This window comes from Flavobacterium sp. SP2 (assembly GCF_057626655.1).
On the sequence record NZ_JBVHBT010000001.1, the window covers coordinates 813,592 to 832,891 of the forward strand.

Annotated in this window: 13 protein-coding genes; 1 reads left to right on the forward strand and 12 read right to left on the reverse strand. The window is 32.9% G+C overall.

The genetic code is table 11. The features are described from left to right. Nucleotides 1–21: 21 nt before the first annotated feature. Entirely contained in the window at nt 22–702 is a 681-nt protein-coding gene (locus ACZ098_RS04015; RefSeq protein ID WP_487310440.1) for a tetratricopeptide repeat protein, read from the reverse strand. A 130-nt stretch (nt 703–832) separates the two neighbouring features. Between ACZ098_RS04015 and ACZ098_RS04020 the strand changes: the two genes are divergently transcribed. Then, nucleotides 833–7,312, forward strand: a complete 6,480-nt coding sequence (locus tag ACZ098_RS04020) for an alpha-2-macroglobulin family protein (RefSeq protein ID WP_487310441.1) — start codon at nt 833–835, stop codon at nt 7,310–7,312. 961 nt (nt 7,313–8,273) lie between these two features. Here the strand turns inward: ACZ098_RS04020 and ACZ098_RS04025 are convergent. The 11 genes from ACZ098_RS04025 to ACZ098_RS04075 all read right to left on the reverse strand — a co-directional run bounded on the left by ACZ098_RS04025 (nt 8,274) and on the right by ACZ098_RS04075 (nt 19,186). After that, nucleotides 8,274–8,768 carry a hypothetical protein gene (locus tag ACZ098_RS04025; RefSeq protein WP_487310442.1) on the reverse strand — a complete coding sequence of 165 codons (495 nt, stop codon included), beginning with the start codon at nt 8,766–8,768 and terminating at the stop codon, nt 8,274–8,276. 171 nt (nt 8,769–8,939) lie between these two features. Next, nucleotides 8,940–9,554 (reverse strand): SMI1/KNR4 family protein, encoded by a 615-nt coding sequence (locus tag ACZ098_RS04030; RefSeq protein WP_487310443.1) that lies wholly within the window; start codon nt 9,552–9,554, stop codon nt 8,940–8,942. A gap of 165 nt (nt 9,555–9,719) precedes the next feature. Then, nucleotides 9,720–10,220, reverse strand: a complete 501-nt coding sequence (locus ACZ098_RS04035) for a hypothetical protein (RefSeq protein WP_487310444.1) — start codon at nt 10,218–10,220, stop codon at nt 9,720–9,722. A gap of 169 nt (nt 10,221–10,389) precedes the next feature. Continuing rightward, entirely contained in the window at nt 10,390–10,950 is a 561-nt protein-coding gene (locus ACZ098_RS04040) for a hypothetical protein (protein WP_487310445.1), read from the reverse strand. Between the two features lie 187 nt (nt 10,951–11,137). Next, complete coding sequence (locus tag ACZ098_RS04045) at nt 11,138–11,590, reverse strand: hypothetical protein (RefSeq protein WP_487310446.1); 453 nt, start codon at nt 11,588–11,590, stop codon at nt 11,138–11,140. 221 nt (nt 11,591–11,811) lie between these two features. Next, nucleotides 11,812–12,435: a hypothetical protein gene (locus ACZ098_RS04050; protein ID WP_487310447.1), complete on the reverse strand. Its 624-nt coding sequence runs from the start codon at nt 12,433–12,435 to the stop codon at nt 11,812–11,814. Nucleotides 12,436–12,613: 178 nt separating this feature from the next. Beyond that, nucleotides 12,614–13,171, reverse strand: a complete 558-nt coding sequence (locus ACZ098_RS04055; RefSeq protein WP_487310448.1) for a hypothetical protein — start codon at nt 13,169–13,171, stop codon at nt 12,614–12,616. A 190-nt stretch (nt 13,172–13,361) separates the two neighbouring features. After that, nucleotides 13,362–13,898, reverse strand: a complete 537-nt coding sequence (locus ACZ098_RS04060) for a hypothetical protein (protein ID WP_487310449.1) — start codon at nt 13,896–13,898, stop codon at nt 13,362–13,364. Nucleotides 13,899–14,410: 512 nt separating this feature from the next. Further along, nucleotides 14,411–16,564, reverse strand: coding sequence for a S46 family peptidase (locus ACZ098_RS04065; protein WP_487310450.1), 2,154 nt, complete (start codon nt 16,562–16,564; stop codon nt 14,411–14,413). Between the two features lie 177 nt (nt 16,565–16,741). Further along, nucleotides 16,742–17,776 carry a GTPase ObgE gene (gene obgE, locus ACZ098_RS04070; RefSeq protein ID WP_487310451.1) on the reverse strand — a complete coding sequence of 345 codons (1,035 nt, stop codon included), beginning with the start codon at nt 17,774–17,776 and terminating at the stop codon, nt 16,742–16,744. Nucleotides 17,777–17,959: 183 nt separating this feature from the next. Further along, on the reverse strand, nt 17,960–19,186 hold the full coding sequence (locus tag ACZ098_RS04075) for a hemolysin family protein (protein WP_487310533.1): 1,227 nt from the start codon (nt 19,184–19,186) through the stop codon (nt 17,960–17,962). Nucleotides 19,187–19,300 lie beyond the last annotated feature (114 nt).

The following is a 19,300-nucleotide window of genomic DNA, read 5'->3' on the forward strand; positions in this document are numbered from 1 at the left end:
TGGACTATTTGAAGCTCAATTTTAAATTTCTTGTTTATAAATCTCAGCTTTTTCAGGTTGATTTAATTTATTTTTATATAAATCATATAATTTTTGATACGTAACTTTTGATTTACCAACTTCATTGGCTTTCAAATATTGCTTTTCGGCTATTTTGTATCGCTTAAAATATTCTGCTATGTATCCGTTTGCCAAATAACCGTCTACGGCAGAAATAGCAATTAGCTCATTGGCATACTTTTGTGATTTGGTTTCACTACCACCAAGAATACCTGGAATTTCTAAATAATATACCACCAAAGCCCAACGCGCATCAATGTGTTTAGCATCTAATTTGGCAGCTGTGAGAAATGAATTTTCAATTTCGTCCAACATTCCCATTGCCTTAAACTTATTAACAGATTTGGCTTTCATGCCCATTGCACCACCATATTTATAATGATAATCGGCATTTTTAGGAAAAGCATTTTTTAGTATGCGGTACTGAGTAATAGCTTCGGACCATTTTTTTTGCTGACCAGCAATATCGCCGAGCATTTCTATCGTTTTATAGTCTTTAGGATGCATTTTTAAATACGATTCACACAGTTCTTTGGCTTCGTTGTATCTTTTTTGATTGTACAATTTTTCTGCTTTCTCATAATCGGATTGTGCCGAAACGGATAGCGTACAAAAAAACAGTAAAATATAAAGTAATTTCATTGTGATTTTAAAGTCCAAAAATAATAAAATGAATATTGGTAAAGCTAATAAAAAATGTAAATTGTGAAAAAAATTAACTTGCTTCCAACCTTTTAGTTCAAAAACTACTCTATAATAGAAATTCCAATTTATGAAAAAAATTATATTCTTACTATTCGTTAGTTTTTGCAGTAAAATAGCAGCTCAAAATTTTGATTCGGAGTGGAAAAAAGTAATTCAATTTGAGATTGATGGAAAAACTACATCGGCAAATAACGAAGTTTTAGAGATATATAAAAAGGCAAAAAAGAAAAACAACGAACCTCAGTTACTAAAATGTTTCTTCTATTTGTCAAAATTCGAACAAGTATTTAATGAAAATGCACAGTCAAAAATACTATTGGATTTAAGAAAAAAAATCACAGTTGGTTCACAAGAAAATAAGGCATTGTTAAATAGTGTCTATGCCAATTTACTTCAAAACTATTTAAACATAAATTCAAATTCTATCAATGCACGAACCAATTTGAAAAATCAAAAAAGTGACGATTTTTTAACTTGGACGTATGCAGATTTCACAAAAGAAATAGATAATGCGTACAGCAATTCGTTGAGAAATTCGGATGTACTACACAAAGTTTCTTTAGAAAAATACGAAGCGCTTTTTACCAACTCCTACAACGGCTATTCGAAAAAAACTACTTTGTTTGATTATCTATTTCAGATCAACATCGACTATTTACAAAATAAAATAAAAAATTGGAAACTACCGAATTTAAACCCTAACGAACTTTTTTATTTAAATACAAAAGAATTCAGCAAAACCGAGAGCAAACTAATTCAGGATAACTATTTGAAAAAAATCGTTGAATTATTTAAACAAAATGAAGCGTATTATTCGAACAATAAAAAAGAGGAATTAAATAAGCAAATTTTATATCGATATGAATTTATAAGAAAAATAAATGGTTATTCACAATCCTATTATAGTGCAATTAAAAATCTAGAAAACAATTCAAGCAATTCAGAATTACTACAACAATTGAAAGCGAATAGAGTTTCATATTGGTATGCAGTTTCCGAAAACAATGCAGCAAAATTCTATAAAAATGCGTTGGCACTAACCGATACCATTTTAAAAACCAACGTTAATTTGGATGCAATGGCACAAGCTAGTGCTGTTAAAATAGCTATTTTAAGTAAAAACTTAGTAGTCAATTTAAAAAATACCTATTATCCAAAAGAAAATATTAGGGCATTTGTAACCTATAAAAATGTAGATTCTATTGTAGTTAAATACTATAAAATCCCAGCTCATCACGAGTTTGAAAAATTTTACAATCAGTATGTTGAAGACACGTTGTTGAAATCATTCATGACTAAAAATCAGATTTTAAAAACAGTGATCAAAAAACTTCCCAATGCCAATGACCTGAATTCCCACACTACCGAAATACTATTAGAACCTGTAGAGGAAGGAAACTATTTGGTGTTTTTTGAGGCGTTAAATTCGAATAAATCGGTAGTTAAAACGTATCAAAAAATTACAGTAACATCACTTTTTCCGGTTGTGGATTCGGATAAAGAAAATGATTTGATTTATGTTTTAAACAGGAAAACTGGTGTACCAATTGACAACGTAACGCTTACACGAGACTCCAAAAACTATAAAAGTGACCGTGAAGGAAAAATTAAAATCCCAAAAGAAAAATATACTAAAGAGACGTCTAAAAACTATTTTTCAGAAAAAATAATTTTCTCAAAAGACAACGACACCTTAATTGATGTTTACCACAAAACCTATTTAGAAACTGAAAACGACCGTGATGAATACGACGATTACGAAGCTGAAACTATGGTCTTCTTTGATAGAGCAATTTACAGACCAGGTCAAAAAGTATTTTACAAAGCGGTTATGGTTCAACAAAAAGATGGTGTAAAAAGTGTAGTACCCAACTTAACTGTAGCCGTAGAAGTTGTCGATAATTTTTCGAAAACTATATTCGAAACAACCTTAAAAACCAATGAATTTGGATCGATAAATGGCGAATTTGATTTGCCCAAAAATGTACTCACAGGAACGTTACGACTCAATATTTCAGAACCTGAAACAAATGAAAATGACACCCAATATTATGATGCAAAAGAAAAAGTACATCAGTTTTGGGATCATGTTGAATACAATAAAATTGAATTCCCTTTTATGGTTGAAGAATACAAGCGACCAACTTTTCAAATAACTATGAATCCAATTCGAGAAAATTATTCTGTTGGAGATGTTGTTACGATTTCTGGAAATGCAAAAACCCTTGCAGGAAGCAATCTAAGCAATGCTACAGTAGCCTATGATGTTTTCAAACATATTACTATGAAGGGCAACACGTATTCAGAAAATGAAAACTACATTCAAAATGAAATGGTAACCGATGAAAATGGCAATTTTAAAATTCAGTTTACAACCGAACATCCTACAATTGCCAATGATTCGATTAAAAGTATTTACTTTAATACTATTATTAAAATAACTGATACTAATGGCGAGACCAAAACTACATCTCAGCAAATGTATGTAAGCCAAGAAACACTAAAGCTCAATTTAAGATATGGTCACGAAATTAATATTGATGAGAAAAATAACAAACTTAAAATCATCAGTACAACGCTGAATAATTTTCCAATAAATTCTAAAGGAACTATTGAATTTACATACACCAAAACTAAGAAATACATTAAACAACGAACTTTTTATGCTCCAGAAATCAATACCTTAACCCGAGAAGAATTTGAAAAATTATTTCCTCATGAACCTTATGATCAAACCGATTATGAGGCTAAAGATACTCTTGTTAAAATAGTAAATTTTGATACTGAAATAACAGATGAAGTAAATTTGGATTTTCTTCAAAACTACGAGCCAGGAACATTTAAAGTTAAAATAAAAGCACTAGACTCTAGAAAAAATGAAATAATTCATAACAATTATTTGAGTACCCTATCTAAAAAGAACCCCAATTATGATCAACAACTCTTCACCGTTTATAAAAAAGAAGAACGTAACTCGAGCCATTTCGAATTTGAATTACAATCAAAAATAAAAGATTTATTGATTATTGTAAGAACCTATTGTAACAACGAAATGATTCAATATTCTAAAGTTCAACTTGTTGATGGCAAAGGAAAACTTAGCGTTCAGAAAAATAGCACAACCGAAAAAACATTAACACACCACTTTTTTACAGTTTGGGATAACACGCCGTTTACTCATGAGATATTTTCAGAAAAAGAAGAGTTAGAACGAATTCTAAATATCGAATCCAGCTCGTATCGCAACAAAATTGAACCCGGTAGCAATGAGACTTGGTCTTTTAAAATACGTGACAACCAATTGGAAGCAGAAGTATTAGCGAGCATGTACGACATGTCTTTAGACCAGTTTAAAATAAAAAACTGGGAGAATGTATATTTTTATAATTATTCTAATCGTGTAAATTTTCCTGATTACAAAAATACCGAGATCACAACTGCAAAGATTAATACCTTTTACCAATTTAATCGTTACCAAATTCCTCTAAAACAAAAACCTAGACTGAATTGGTTTGGATTCAGTTTTGATAAACGTTATAGCAAAAACTACCAGACGAATTATTTGAATGAGATGAAAATCTTTTTAGAAGATACCACCGATGCTAAAATGATTTCTGGTTGTGTAATTGATAGTTCTGGTCCATTGCCTGGTGCAACAATACTAATTGTTGATTCAAATAGAAATACTTCGACCGATGTTGATGGAAATTTTAGTATTTTAATAAATAAAAATGAAACCTTAAAAATTACACTGTTAGGTTATCTAGATGAAGTAATTACAATTACTGATTTTAAATCATTAAATATTATATTAGAAGAAGCTTCTCCATTCCTAGACGAGGTGATTGTTGGCGCCATTGGAATGCGCAAAAAAAATTCCGCAATAACCTATGCATCACAGCAAGTGGTTGAAGAAATAACACAAGCAGGAAATCCTAATGTAGTGCAAGCGTTGATTGGAAAGGTTTCAGGTTTACAAATAAATACAACAAACAATTCTGTAAATCCAACTTCTAAAATTGTACTTAGAGGAAGTTCATCACTAAACGGAAGTAGTAGTGCTTTAATCATAATCGATGGCGTTATAAGTGATGAAAATAAACTTGCCACTATTCCGCTAGACGAAATCACAGATGTCAACACAATTGATGCAACGCAAGGATTAGCTCTTTATGGAACGCAAGCTGCCAATGGTGTACTAATTATTACTACCAAAAAGTTGCTACAAGAAATTAAGAACGTAAAAACTAGAACTAATTTTAATGAAACTGCTTTCTTTTATCCCAATATAAAAACAGATCAAGATGGAAAAATTGTGTTTAGTTTTACTACTCCAGAATCATTAACTAAATGGAAGTTGCGCTTGTTTGCTCATAATAAAAAAGCAGAAGTTGGTTATTTCCAATCGGAAATTGTTTCGCAAAAAGACGTCATGATTATGCCAAACATGCCACGATTTGTAAGAGAAAAAGATACCATTACAATTAGTGCCAAAGTGGTCAATATGACTACCGAAGGAAAATCGGGTACAGCTGTTTTATATTTGTTTGATGCCAGTACGATGAAATCTATCGATGCAATTGTATTGAATACCAACAACACCAAAAACTTTCTTTGTAAGCCAAAAGAAAGCGTTCCAGTAAGCTGGACAATTACGATTCCCGAAGGAATTCAAGGTTTACAATATAAAATTATAGCCAAAAGTGGGAATTTTACCGATGGTGAAGAAAATATTTTGCCTGTGTTAACCAACAAAATACTAATAACCGAAAGTATTCCGCTTTGGGTTCGAGAAAAAACTAAAAAAGAAGTGGTTTTTGAAAACTTGAAAAATGCATCGAGCACAGTAAAAAATCATCTATTTACTTTAGAGTATACATCCAATCCGGTTTGGATTGCCCTACAATCGTTGCCGTATTTAATGGAATACGAACACGAATGTTCTGAACAAACCTTTGCGAGATATTATGCGAATTGTATTGCTAAAGAAATAATTACTAGTAATCCTAAAGTTGCCGAAGTATTTGAAAAATGGAAAAAGCAAGGTGTCAAGTCGAAGTTGGAAATGAACGAAGAGCTGAAATCTGTTCTTATGGCAGAAACGCCTTGGCTTTTAGATGCTGATGAAACTTTTAGAAATAAACAACTTGCAACACTAATGGATTTGAAAACATTAGATGAATCTACCGATTTAACGTTCAGAAAATTAGAAAAGAAATTATTGCCCAGCGGTGGCTTTCCATGGTTTGATGGTGGAAAAGAGAACAGTTACATCAGTCAGCACGTTCTTTCTGGAATTGGTCATTTAATCAAAATGTTTCCCAATTCGGAGGCGAAATATGAAAACATAGTTGCAAAAGGAATTCCAAATTTAGACACACGTTTTTTAGAAAGAAACGACAGCAAGAATAAAAAAAGTTTTTATTACAATCCAATTGATTTACACTATTTGTATGCACGAAGTTTTTATTTGAAAAAATATCCGCTAGCACACAATTTGGATTCTATAGTATCAATACAACTTACGGAAGTTAAGAAAAATTGGTTGCAGTATTCGCTATATGAAAAAGGTATGTTAGCCTTGGTACTGCATCGATTTAAAGAAAATGAATTTGCAAAAAAAATTCTAACTAGTTTGAAAGAAACTGCTGCACATAATTCGGAAAGCGGAATGTATTGGATAGAAAACACTAACGGTTATTATTGGTATCAATCGGCAGTTGAAACACAAGCGCTACTTATCGAAGCTTTTTCTGAAATTGATAAGGATACAAAAACCATAAACGAATTGAAGGTTTGGCTGATCAAAAACAAACAGTCCAGCAGATGGTCTACGACAAAATCGACAACAGAAGCTATTTATGCCTTACTACTCGAAGGAAGTGATTGGACATCTATAAAAGACAACACCAAATTTGTAATTGGAAACGAGAAAATTTTATCTAAAAAACTTTCTGAAAAAGACAAAGAAGCAAGCACTGGATACATCAAAATGAATTGGAAGGCTGAAGAAATCACTAAAGAAATGGCGAGTGTAAAAATTACTAACAACTCGGAAATTCCTGGATATGGTGGCGTTTACTGGCAGTACTTTGAAGAGTTGGAAAATGTAAAAAGCAGCTCCAAATCGGGCTTATTGATTACAAAAGAGTTGTATAAAAAGGTTAAAACAAACGAAGGAAATAAGTTGGTTTCTTTAACTGATGAAAAACTAAAATTAGGCGATTTGATAACTATTCGACTTATACTAAAAACAGATACCGACTTAGAATTTGTACATTTAAAAGATTTACGAGCATCTTGTTTTGAACCAATAGATGTATTTTCTGGTTACAAATGGTCGACTTTAAATTATTATATGAGTACTAAAGATGTGGCAACTCACTTCTTTTTTGATACTGTAAACAAAGGGACCTATGTTCTAGAATATGATGTTCGGGTTACCAATTTAGGTACTTTTAATAACGGCATTGCTACGTTGCAAAGTATGTATGCACCTGAATTTACGGCTCATTCTGTTTCTAGCAAGGTGAAAGTTGGTGAGTAAAATCCACTGAGAACGTGTTTAGGTCTACCCTATCTGCTGCCTTTGCGATAGTAGAATGTTTGTAACTTCAACTAAATGTGATAGAAATGCAGTTAAACTTCTTTAATCTTACCTAGTCAATAATTCTGCAAGGTCGGGATACATGGCGAGCCCATACACAAAAAATTTTAGCGCCGTGAGGAACACTAGTCAGAGCTGGATTGGTGGAGCTTTCAGTACGTTGCAAGAACCAATCGGTCGCGGAGCGGACTTCAACATTTTCTCGTCAAGGCGTCAACATTTTCTCAACGTAGCCTCGACAGTTTGTTTTCTAAGTACGTGAACATTTTGTCCATAAGGCTTGAACATTTTGTCCACAAGGCTTGAACATTTTGTCCACAAGGCTTGAACATTTTGTTTATAAGGCTTGAACATTTTGTCTATAAGGCTTGAACATTTTGTCCACAAGGCTTGAACATTTTGTCCACAAGGCTTGAACATTTTGTCCATAAGGCTTGAACATTTTGTCCACAAGGCTTGAACATTTTGTCCACAAGGCTTGAACATTTTGTCCATAAGGCTTGAACATTTTGTCCACAAGGCTTGAACATTTTGTCCACAGTATTAGAAACAAATATGCCCGATCCTATAAGTTGGGATTTTCATCAACACAACTTTTTTTTAAAGGGATATCTGATTTATAATATGCCCGGCTCCGCTTCTACTTCAGCATGTGCAAAGCGCTGCAAATGTCTACTTATTGTGCGGACAGAAAAATGTTTGTAACTTCATAACTGACTGGAATGAAAACTTTGCTAAACTTATTTAATCTTATACCATGAAAAATTCCGCAAAGTTGGGAGATTTTGCGTAATACTACATAAAAGAGATTTTAGTATAGTGCGGGTATTTTTTAGGTGGATTGGTAGCGTTTTTAGGGCGTTGTAAGAATGAACGTGTTGTGGAGTTGTTAGCCATTTTTTTATGAGAAATATTTGTAACTAGGGAAAATTTGCAATTGAGAGAGATGGGTGTTAGTGGAGGTTTCCTCATTCCAACTTGCCGAAAAGCATTGGAAATCTTTTTCTTTAATGTAACCATATCCATCTACATAATAAACTTCATCATTACAGATTGCAACTCCAAATTTTGGAGAAGTTTCTATTTTTAAAATGTAAGTTCTTTTTAATTCATAGCTTGTTGCGCGACAAAGTTCTGAGATATGAAGCATTTGATTCTGATATTTACCATCTAATATTTTGACTAAACTTGTTGAGGCAAAGGGTATATTTCCACACCAATCTGGATTTGTTGAACAAGTTTCCAAGACTTCAACATGCGCAACTACAGTTTTTAAATCATTTTCCATATCATTTATCTGCTCCGCTGTTTTCAAAGAAAAACTATTACTTACATTTTTTTGGCAGTAACTAATATTGAAAAATGAAATAAAAAGTAAGACGTTAAGTATTCGCATAATTTAGATTTATATGAGGGTTTGAAAATCTTCGCTAACGTTTTGCAGATTTTCGATGGGCGGGCTTTTCTGCACAAATGTTCATTCGAAGAACTGAACTTTCGGCAACTACAAAACTATCTACGGAGCACGAAACCCCGACTATTGCAAAAATGATGTTATGCGTGGTTTTCATTGTCCGAATAGTTTGGCGAATTCTTGTCCATTAAGATAATCTGAGTCATTTGTCAACCTATACTTACTGTCATGTCCGTTTGATATTTCCCGTATTTGAAGAGTTTTGTTTTTTATATGTTCATTATACGAGTTTAGAAAATCCTTAAAACTGGCAGCCAACACAACAAAGTCGCACTCATTGATTAAAAATAGTACTTGACCTATTGTCCCGTTTGGTCCGGGATCAAAGTCAAGGAACAAATAATAACCATCTCTTCCAGCAATGGGAACTCTGGATTCACTCCAAACAGTGCCCCTTATCTTATCATTATATTGATATTTGTTATAAAACTCAATAGAGTCTTCAAAATAGTCAGCCAGTCCTTTGTATTCAGTAATTATCTCTTCACAAGAAAAAAGCAATGCTTCGTCAGGAAGAAGATATAATTTATCTGAGTGTTGCCCATTTATATTTTTAAGAAACAATGTGAAATCGTCAGGAAGTGTCCGTTTAATCAACTTTTCAACTTCATCAATTTGTTCGTCTGAAGCACCTTCTGAAAAATCAAAATCTGAAAGAGAGTGTCCAAAGCCTTCAATATTCTTTATAAACAGTTCTGTGTTTGTCATTACGTTTCGTCTGTTTTTATATTACGCATAACGTTCGCTCACTTCTCGTCAGTTGCGATGTTAGGAACCAATCATTTTCTGTTAAAGATAAAAATTCTTGCGAAACGCAAACGTGAACTTACGACAAAATTCTCAATTGCGAGAAACGGCTATTAGCGGCAAGCTTTACTTTGACCACAATTGTTTTAATTTTGAGAAAACATTTTCGGTTTTCTTGATGTCTAGTGTAGCTTTCCAATTCACGTCAAATTTTCCACTTTGATTTTCCCCAAACTTAGTTTCCACTACAGCTTTGAACGGACCAGTTCCTCTATCTAAATAATAAATTTCTTCATCATGCTTAAACTGTCGACTGAAATAAATTTTCACAACTGTTTTGTCTGAAGTTGATAAATAAATACTGCAGTCTGCCCATTTCGGAGTTTTTCCATTTTTATAAAGCAACTCAATGACTCTTTCAAAAGATAGTTCATTATCTTCTAATTCATTCCATGTTTTTAGATATTCATTTTCTTCCTCGCTTAGATGTTCGCTGCCATTTCTTTCACTTGGTTCTAAAATAAATATGTAATTTTCCGAAATTTCATTAATGCATAATTTTTCAGTTACTTCTCGAAGATGAATTAATAACAGCTTGAAGTTTTCGGTAAATTTTTCTTTTGTCATTTTTAGCAGAATTTTGTGAGCTTGCCAGTAATGTTCGCTCGCTTCTCGTCCGTTGCGATATATGGAACCAATCATTTTCCGTTAAAGATAAAAATTCTTGCGAAACGCAAACGTGAACTTACCACAAAATTCTCGATTGCGAGAGAAGAGGGTGTTGGCAGTAGTTTTTTTATTTTCCAATTCGGCTCCATTTTCCATTTCTATTTTCATAAATCGGAAGCGGATAAGTTTTTGTACAAGTAAATACTAAACTATAATCGAGAATTGCTTTTTGATACGTTTTGTCAAAAACTGGTTTATTAAAATTAATTATACCTTTTGGACACATCTTTAATATTTTTTCAACTTTTCCATTTTCATCTCTTTCTCCAAACTTTGGAATGTCTTTAATTTTTAATATTTTAATGTTGCTTTTTTTTAGCATTTCAACATTTAAAGAAAATTTTTTAGAAAGATTGATTAATTTAATTAGTTCTTGATCATTTTCAATTTTTAACTCATTTTTCAAGAAATTACGAATATCAAAACTTGGATTTTCTCCTTCACTGTTTTCGATTAAAGACTTGTTTGTAATTTCTAGTAAACAATTACAATTATTTTCTTTTAGTACTTGGAAAATTATTTCGTTTGCTGTTTCATTATAAACATTTTTGACTTCTTTCTTTTTTGAACAACTATTCATTGTAATAATTAGAAAAAGTCCATAAAACAGACAATTTAGTTTTTCCATAATTTATTTCTAAATAGTTTAGTTCTCTCGTTTTTCGGCAAAATTACTGCTAATATTCCGGCGCTTGACCAGGTTGCGAAGTTCGGAACCGATTATTTTCCGTTAAAGATAAAAATTCTTGCGAAACGCAAACGTGAACTTACCACAAATTTGCAATTGCGAGAAACGGCTGTTACCTGCTGGCGCTTTAGTTTTTGGGATAAATACTACTAGACCAAACAACTTTTCCTTCTGTTGAAATATAATCTGCACTCGGCATTTTCAATTCTTTTGTTTGAATTATTGACATTCCTATTTTAAAATCATCTTTTGTTCCTTTCGATCTTACCACATATATTTCAACTGTCTGACTTTCGCCAGGCTTCAATGTCAAAATTTGAGGAATATTTTTATCACATTCTTTTACTCTAATTGTCACATTTTCATTACTCGTCCTATAGAATTCTTGCCAAGAACAACTCATACATAAATAATTCAAAGTTTCTTTTGATTTATTCCACAATCGGACTTTCATTTTGGCGGTATTATTCTCGAAATAAATTGATTTTTCTGTTACTAAGCGTAAATCCTCGGTTTTAATTTTCTGGGCAATCAGATTTCCAGTTAGTAAAAAGATTAATATTAAAAAGTAATTTTTCATATATGTTGTGCGCTAGTTTCTTGAATTCTCCGAGTCTGCGTTGCGCTTGCAGGTAACGTCCCTTGGATTGCATTCAGTAGCTTTTTTGAACACTGACGCTAACAAATATACCGAAAACTTTTAAACAAAAAACCTAGATAAAAAGAAAAGAATTTGACCGATTAGTTTCCGGATAAGTCCCGAACCAAAGCATTGATGCAAACCATTGTTAACTGTAGTTATTACATAAACTTTGTTTCAAATATTTTAATTAAATCACTAGTCTCGATTGCTGTTTGGTCAAACAATCTTAAGGCTTCTCTAACTTTTGGATATTCATCAACAAACTCAATAGTGTCTATTTGTTTTAGATTAAAGTCATTCATGATTTGGATAAATGATTCTTCGTTAATTCCCCAAAACTTTACGTATTTAGATTCAGTAATAAAGATTTCAATTAGCTCATTTTCTGAGTGAAATATCAATCCAATTTCAATAAAAGTATCTGCGACAATCTCTTTATTATATTTACTTAAAAAACTCAAAGTTTTCTCTTTGTTTGAATATTCACCATAATTTAGTTCTGAGCCTTCGTGACCAAATAGTACTGCTATTGTTTCCGGCATTTCATTTGAAAGTGCTACTATCAAGTTCCAAAGATTAGAATTATTGATATTTATTTCTGAATAAAAGTTGAATCCTAAATCTGTATGATCTGGATTGTTGTCTTTTTGATGTACAATATAGCCTTCAACAATGTTTGCAGTTTTTCTTTTTTCAAGTCTTTCAGACACTCCCGAATTTGCGGGAACTTCGTCAAAATTTGGAGCTCGTAAAGTTATTGGTAATTCTAAATTTTCTTTCATTGTTTTTGTTTCGTCTTTCTGTCAAGCATCATTACAGTTAGCGTTTATAGGTTTTAAGAATTTGGGGATTTGTAAGCCTGAAACTTTCGATTAATCACCAAAAATCTAAAGTACAAAACAAACATTAAATTAATTCCTAAACCCCAATTTCTTAAAACGGCTGTTATGCACAGTTATTTTAATATGCTACTTCAATACATTTAGCACATTCATTTTCTAAGCTATCAAAACAATCGATTAAAATTGCGCACCCACTTTTTTCGATATTCTTTTTTACAATATTAAATGTTTCTCTTCTGCCTTGCTGATCTTGTCCGAACATGTCAAAAATGATATTGTTGTTTTTTGATAACGTGGTGTATAAACTCAATAACTTTCTAAGATTTCCAGGAAGCTTTCTCAATTTTGTTTTGCTATTAATCCATTCAATTTCATAAATCCGTTGCGGAATTGAGCTTTTTGAGTTTGCATTTAACTTTATATAATTTCCAACAGTTAATGGAAAAAAATGATATTGAAAGAATGATTCAATAATATTTTCAACTACCAGTATTTTTTTGAATAATATTATTTTTGAATTATTTTTTTTACCACTAAACAATTCTTTCAAACTGTTTTCGATTTCACTTACTAAATTGTCATTAGCTAATTTAATTAGGATTATTTCTCCTTCTTTTAATTCAAAAGGAGGAAGGTAAAATTGATCAGTTTTTATTCCGAGGCTTTCTATTACCATTCTGTTTTGTATAATTGTGCATAACGCCTATTGGCTCGCATTCAGTAGCTTTTTTGAACACTGACACTAACAAATATAACGAAAACTTTGAAAGAAAAAACGCTTTAAAAAAAGAAAAAAATTTGAGCGAGTAGTTTCCCGATAAGTCCCGAACCAAGTCATTGATGCAAATCATTGCTATAAGCCGTACTTAGAACTTTTTATTACCGTTATATAAATCTTTTGGTGTGTCTGATTTTATTTGAAAACCAAAATCTTTATCATCGATCTGAAATTCCTTAATTAGTTCTTCTTTACTTATAAATTTTATTGATTTGAAAACTTTATCATCAATAGAAGCTAAGTCACCCTCAAATCCAATAGTTAAAACTCTTTCATTTAAAATGTATTGAACATTATTGTCATTTTCTGGGTCATTAACTCGTTGTTTGTATTCAGAAGATTTGGACGCAAAGTATTTCCAATATCTATTTCTACAAAATTTTTTGGTTTCTATGTAAACCGCACCGTCTTTTCCATCTTCACCAAGTATCTCAATTGACTTTTTGTCTTTATAGACAGTTACAGAGCTGATATCATTCGGATCATATTTTTGTAAATCTTCTTGTAATACACTAACGCTATCAATAAAGAAAACAGGATTTTCTCCAAGTTTCTTCAATACTCTTTTCGGAGATTGAGCATAGGAAATAGACAAAGTAATAAAAGTAAATAATAGATATTTCATATTTTAAGGTTTATTTTTTTAGTATGGCTTATAACTCGTGGATATCCACTACTCTATAGCGCAGATACACCTAAATTTAGTATGCAAGTCGCTATTTTGACCAGCACTATTCAAATATACTATTATTTATGAAATTTTCTTAAGAATAGTATTTTTCTTCTTCCTGTTGAAAGTAATAAAAAAAAAATCTTTAGCCTTGATTACAAGAAATACTATACCAATTTTTATTGGGATTTACAGTAGGAAAGCAACAACCTGCCTGCCGACAGGCAAGATTGCACTGATTGATAGTTCCCAAGCCATTGTGCTTCAAGGAACTTTGATTAAATGAGAATCTGAAACACTGCAACCTAAAGTTCAAGAGAATCTGAAACAAGTTCAGTTTTAAAAAAAAATCCGACTCAGTAACGAGTCGGATAGATTCTTCCTTTGTCACAATGACAAATCAAGTTGAGTTCTTAAAGATGTACTCCTTAAACTTCACGAGAAACTGAAACAAGTTCAGTTTTGTATTATTTTTTAATCAAAGTCATTTCGTCAACAATGTGCTTGGCTCCTGAGAAGTTCTCGATTACCCAAAGTACATAACGAATGTCAACGTTGATGGTTCTTTGTAATTTACTGTCAAAGATTACGTCTCCTGCCATTGCTTCGATGTTTCCGTCGAAAGCTAAACCGATTAATTCTCCTTTTCCGTTCAATACTGGCGAACCTGAATTTCCTCCTGTAATATCATTATCCGTAAGGAAATTTACGTGCATTGAACCGTCTTTGTCAAGGAAACGACCGAATTCTTTGTTTTTGTTCATTTCTAACAAACGCACTGGTAAATCAAATTCTTGATCTCCTTTTTTGTATTTTTTAACTATACCATCAAATGTGGTGTAGTTGTTAATTGTAGCATCGTTACGCTTGTCTGCTGGCAACGAACGAACCTTTCCGTAAGTTAAACGCAATGTTGAATTCGCATCTGGATATTTAATAGTTCCAATTTTAGATTCTCTTAAACCTTCTACCAATAAACGGAAAGCTGCGCCGTAATCGTTTTGAGCTTTAGTAATTTCTTCAGATCGTGCTGAAAAATGAGCTACCATATCATTCGATAAAGTATACAAAGTGTCATTGTTTAAAGCTTCTTGACTTGGTGCTTGCAAAAATGCATTGATTTTTTCAACTGAAGTTAAAATGCTGCTATCAATTGCATCGTTTACATATTTTGTAAAATCGTTATTGTTAGCCTCACCAACTTTCTTAACCATTGGCGCAATTGCGTAACCTGTAGATTTCGTTGCATACACTTTTAATTGCGCAGCAAGTAAATCTTTTTCAGCTGGAACATGTAATTCTTTAAACATTTCAGTCGCCATTTCTGTAATTTGTGGCGCCATTGTTGCACGTTTTGTAGCATCTGCTTTCACATAATTTTCCAATTGTTTTCCTAACGATCTTCCGATAGTTCCGAAAGACGTAGTACGGAAAAGTTGTTGCAAGTAGTTATCGTGACGTGATTTTTCGTTCGTTAATGCATAGAAATTGTTGATTGTAGCAACTACATTTCCGTATTTCGCTTTATTCTCTGGCTTGTTAGCCCAAGTATTGAACTTTGTTTCTTGCGCAGCTTTCGATTTGGCTGTACCAAATTTAGTCAAAGCATCAATCATTCCTTGACGGTTTTTCCAATAATTCGCTGTTGAAGCAAATTTAGAAGCATAAATCAAACGAAGTGCATCGCTTTGATCCATATATTTTTTCATGTTGTCCATTCCAGTTTTAGCACCTTCAACCCAAGCAGGATAAGCAAACTTAACGTTTTGCTCAATTCCAGCAGCTGGCATCCAACGGTTGGTTCTTCCTGGGTAACCTAAGATCATCGCAAAATCGTTTTCTTTAACACCATTGATGTTTACTGGCAAGTAATGCTTTGGTTGCAACGGCACATTATCAGCAGAGTAATCAGCTGGATTTCCGTTTTTATCTGCATAAACTCTAAACATAGAGAAATCGGCAGTATGACGTGGCCATTCCCAGTTGTCGGTATCACCACCAAATTTCCCTAAACTTTCTGGCGGCGTTCCAACTAAACGAACGTCTTTGTAATCTTGGTAAACAAAATAGTAGTATTCATTTCCTTGAAAAAACGGACGAACAGAAACCGTATATTTTCCACCTTCGTTGTTTTCTTTTTCAATTTTAGCAATTTCTTGATTGATTGCTTTTTCTCTTTCTGCTTCAGTCATTGACGGATTTACAACGGCCAAGATTCTCTTAGAACAATCGTCCATACGAACAAAGAAACGAACGTATAAGCTTGATGGTTTCATTTCAGATTTTCTATCTGCTGCCCAATAACCGTCTTTTAAGTAATTTTTTTCGGCAGATGATAATTCAGCAATCGCATCATAACCGCAGTGGTGATTGGTTAAAACCAAACCATCTTTAGAGATAATTTCTGCTGTACAACCACCATTAAATTGTACAATCGCATCTTTTAAACTGTGGTTGTTGATGCTGTAAATTTCTTCGGCTGTTAATTGCAAGCCTAATTTTTGCATATCTCGGTGGTTCAAACGTTCAATGAACATTAAAAACCACATTCCTTCGTCTGCTTTTACACTTGTCGGAACAAGTAAAAAGGCTGCGATTATGGATAAAACAAGTTTCTTCATAATATTTTGAGTTAATTTTAGTGGTGCGAATATAATTCATTTAACAAATTTTTAAAAATTATATTGCGAAAAACTAAAACGTTGTAGCCTATTTTAACTTAAAATTTGGAATTTGATAATTATACCCATAAAAAAAGCCCCGAAAAATCGAGGCAATTTATATTTATTTAAAGAAGTTTATAAACCGTGGCTGTTTTCTGGCTTATCGGTTTCTACATTCAGCATTTCCCAAAGTTTGTCTTTCAATTCTGTCAATCCTTGTTGGGCTACAGAAGAAATAAACATAAAAGGAACGCCCTTAATTTCTTTTTTTAATTGAACGTTCAACTCCGCTTTGAGTTCATCGTCCAGCATATCGCATTTTGAGATTACCAATAAACGGTCTTTATCCAACATTTCTGGATTGTAACGACGTAGTTCATCAAGCAAAATTTCATATTCTTTTTTGATGTCTTTGGCATCTGCTGGAACTAGAAAAAGTAACGTTGAATTTCGTTCGATGTGACGTAAGAAATAATGCCCTAATCCTTTTCCTTCTGCTGCGCCTTCGATAATCCCAGGAATATCTGCTATTACAAACGATTGAAATTCGCGATACGCAACAATTCCTAAATTGGGTTTTAAGGTTGTAAACGCATAATCTGCAATTTTTGGTTTCGCCGAGGTTAATACCGAAAGTAACGTTGATTTTCCAGCATTTGGAAAACCTACCAAACCTACGTCTGCCAAAACCTTCAACTCTAAGATGACATCAATTTCTGTAGATGGCATTCCGGGTTGCGAATACCGTGGCGTTTGATTGGTTGAACTTCTAAAATGCCAGTTTCCTAATCCGCCTTTTCCTCCTTGTGCTAGAATTTTTTGCTCGCCGTGTTCGGTAATTTCGAAAAGAATTTCTCCTGTTTCTATATCTTTAACAACAGTTCCCAAAGGTACTTCTACAATTTTATCTTCTCCATCGTGACCTGTACTTCGAGAGCTTCCGCCATCGCCACCATGACCACCACGCATGTGTTTTACAAATTTTAAATGGAAAAGTGTCCAAAGACTCTTGTTTCCTCTTATGTAAACGTGTCCGCCACGACCACCATCACCACCATCTGGACCACCTTTTTCTATGAATTTCTCGCGGTGTAAATGCGTAGAACCTTTACCTCCTTTTCCGGAAGTAACATATATTTTTACGTAGTCTACAAAATTTCCCTCTGTCATTTTAATTTTAGATTTAAGATTTTAGATATTAGATTTTTTGAAAAATCGTGTTCTAAATCTTGGTATTTTATTCTTATGAAAAATAGCTTAGCCCTGATGTTAGGGAAAAGCCTCGCATTTTTTTTGCGAGCTTTGGAAAGGCAGCAGGAAAATGGACTGCTAAAATGCCCGAGCCATTTGCTCCTATAAATTTTTAATATTTGAGACTAAAACTTTGTCAATCTTGACGCCATCCATGTCTATTACTTCAAATTCTAGTTTATTCCAGATTAATTTTTGTCCTTGCTTTGGAATAATTCCCAATTCGGTTACGATTAATCCGCTTACGGTTGTTACTTCGTAATCACCTATTAAATCGTCCATATCAAAATAGGTTAGGAAATCGTGTAGCGAATAATGTCCGTCAACCAACCAGCTTCCGTCTTCACGAGCTATGATTTTGAATTCGTCTTCGTAGAAATCGGCTGCATCACCAACCAAGGCTTCTAGGATGTCGTTTAGTGTAATTATTCCTTGAAAAACTCCGTGTTCATCAGTCACTAAAGCGTAATGCACTTTGGACAATTTAAAGTTTTCAAGCGCTTTATACGCTGATGTATGTTCAATAAAATATACCGGTTCTTTGGTGATTTTCTTTAAATCGAAATCGCCTTTTTCGAAACTAACGAACAAATCTTTTAAAAGAACAATTCCTTCAACATCGTCTAAATTATCGCCACAAACTGGGTAAAAGGAGTGCAACTCGTTAATTACTTTATCTTTAATTTCTTGATATGAATCTTCGTAGGACAAGTAAACAATAGAGTTTCTGTGTGTCATTAACGAATTTACTTTTCTGTCGCCAATGTGAAAAACGCGTTCTACAATATCGTGTTCAATTTCTTGAATTTCACCACCTTCGGTTCCTTCTTTAATAATTGCTTTAATTTCTTCTTCGGTTACTTTACCATCGGCAGTTGGTTTTATTTGCAACACTTTAAGCAAAAATTCGGTAGACGTTGTGAGTAACCAAATGAATGGCATGGTAACTTTAGAAACCACTTTCATAGGCAATGCTACGGCTTTCGCAATTCCTTCGGGATAATTTAAACCAATTCTTTTCGGTAATAATTCACCTAAAACTAAAGAGAAAAAAGTAAGCGTTACCACCACTATTCCAACTGCGATACTGTCGGCATAAGGTTTTAGAGTTGCAAAACTTTCTACAAATAATTTTACATCGGTTGTGATTTTATCTCCTGAATAAATACCGGTAAGAATTCCGATTAAGGTAATTCCGATTTGAACTGTCGATAAAAATTCGTTGGGTGAGTTGGCTAAATCTAATGCTGCTTTAGCATTTTTGTTTCCTTTTTTTGCGGCTGTCTCTAATCGGTTTTTTCGGGCAGAAATCAGAGCAATCTCCGACATTGAAAAAACACCGTTTAAAATGATTAAAAAAAGAATTATTAAAATTTCCATAGTTTAAAATTACAAAAAAAGAGCATAAATCCATCTTATCGGAAATAGCTCCTTTTCTGTTTG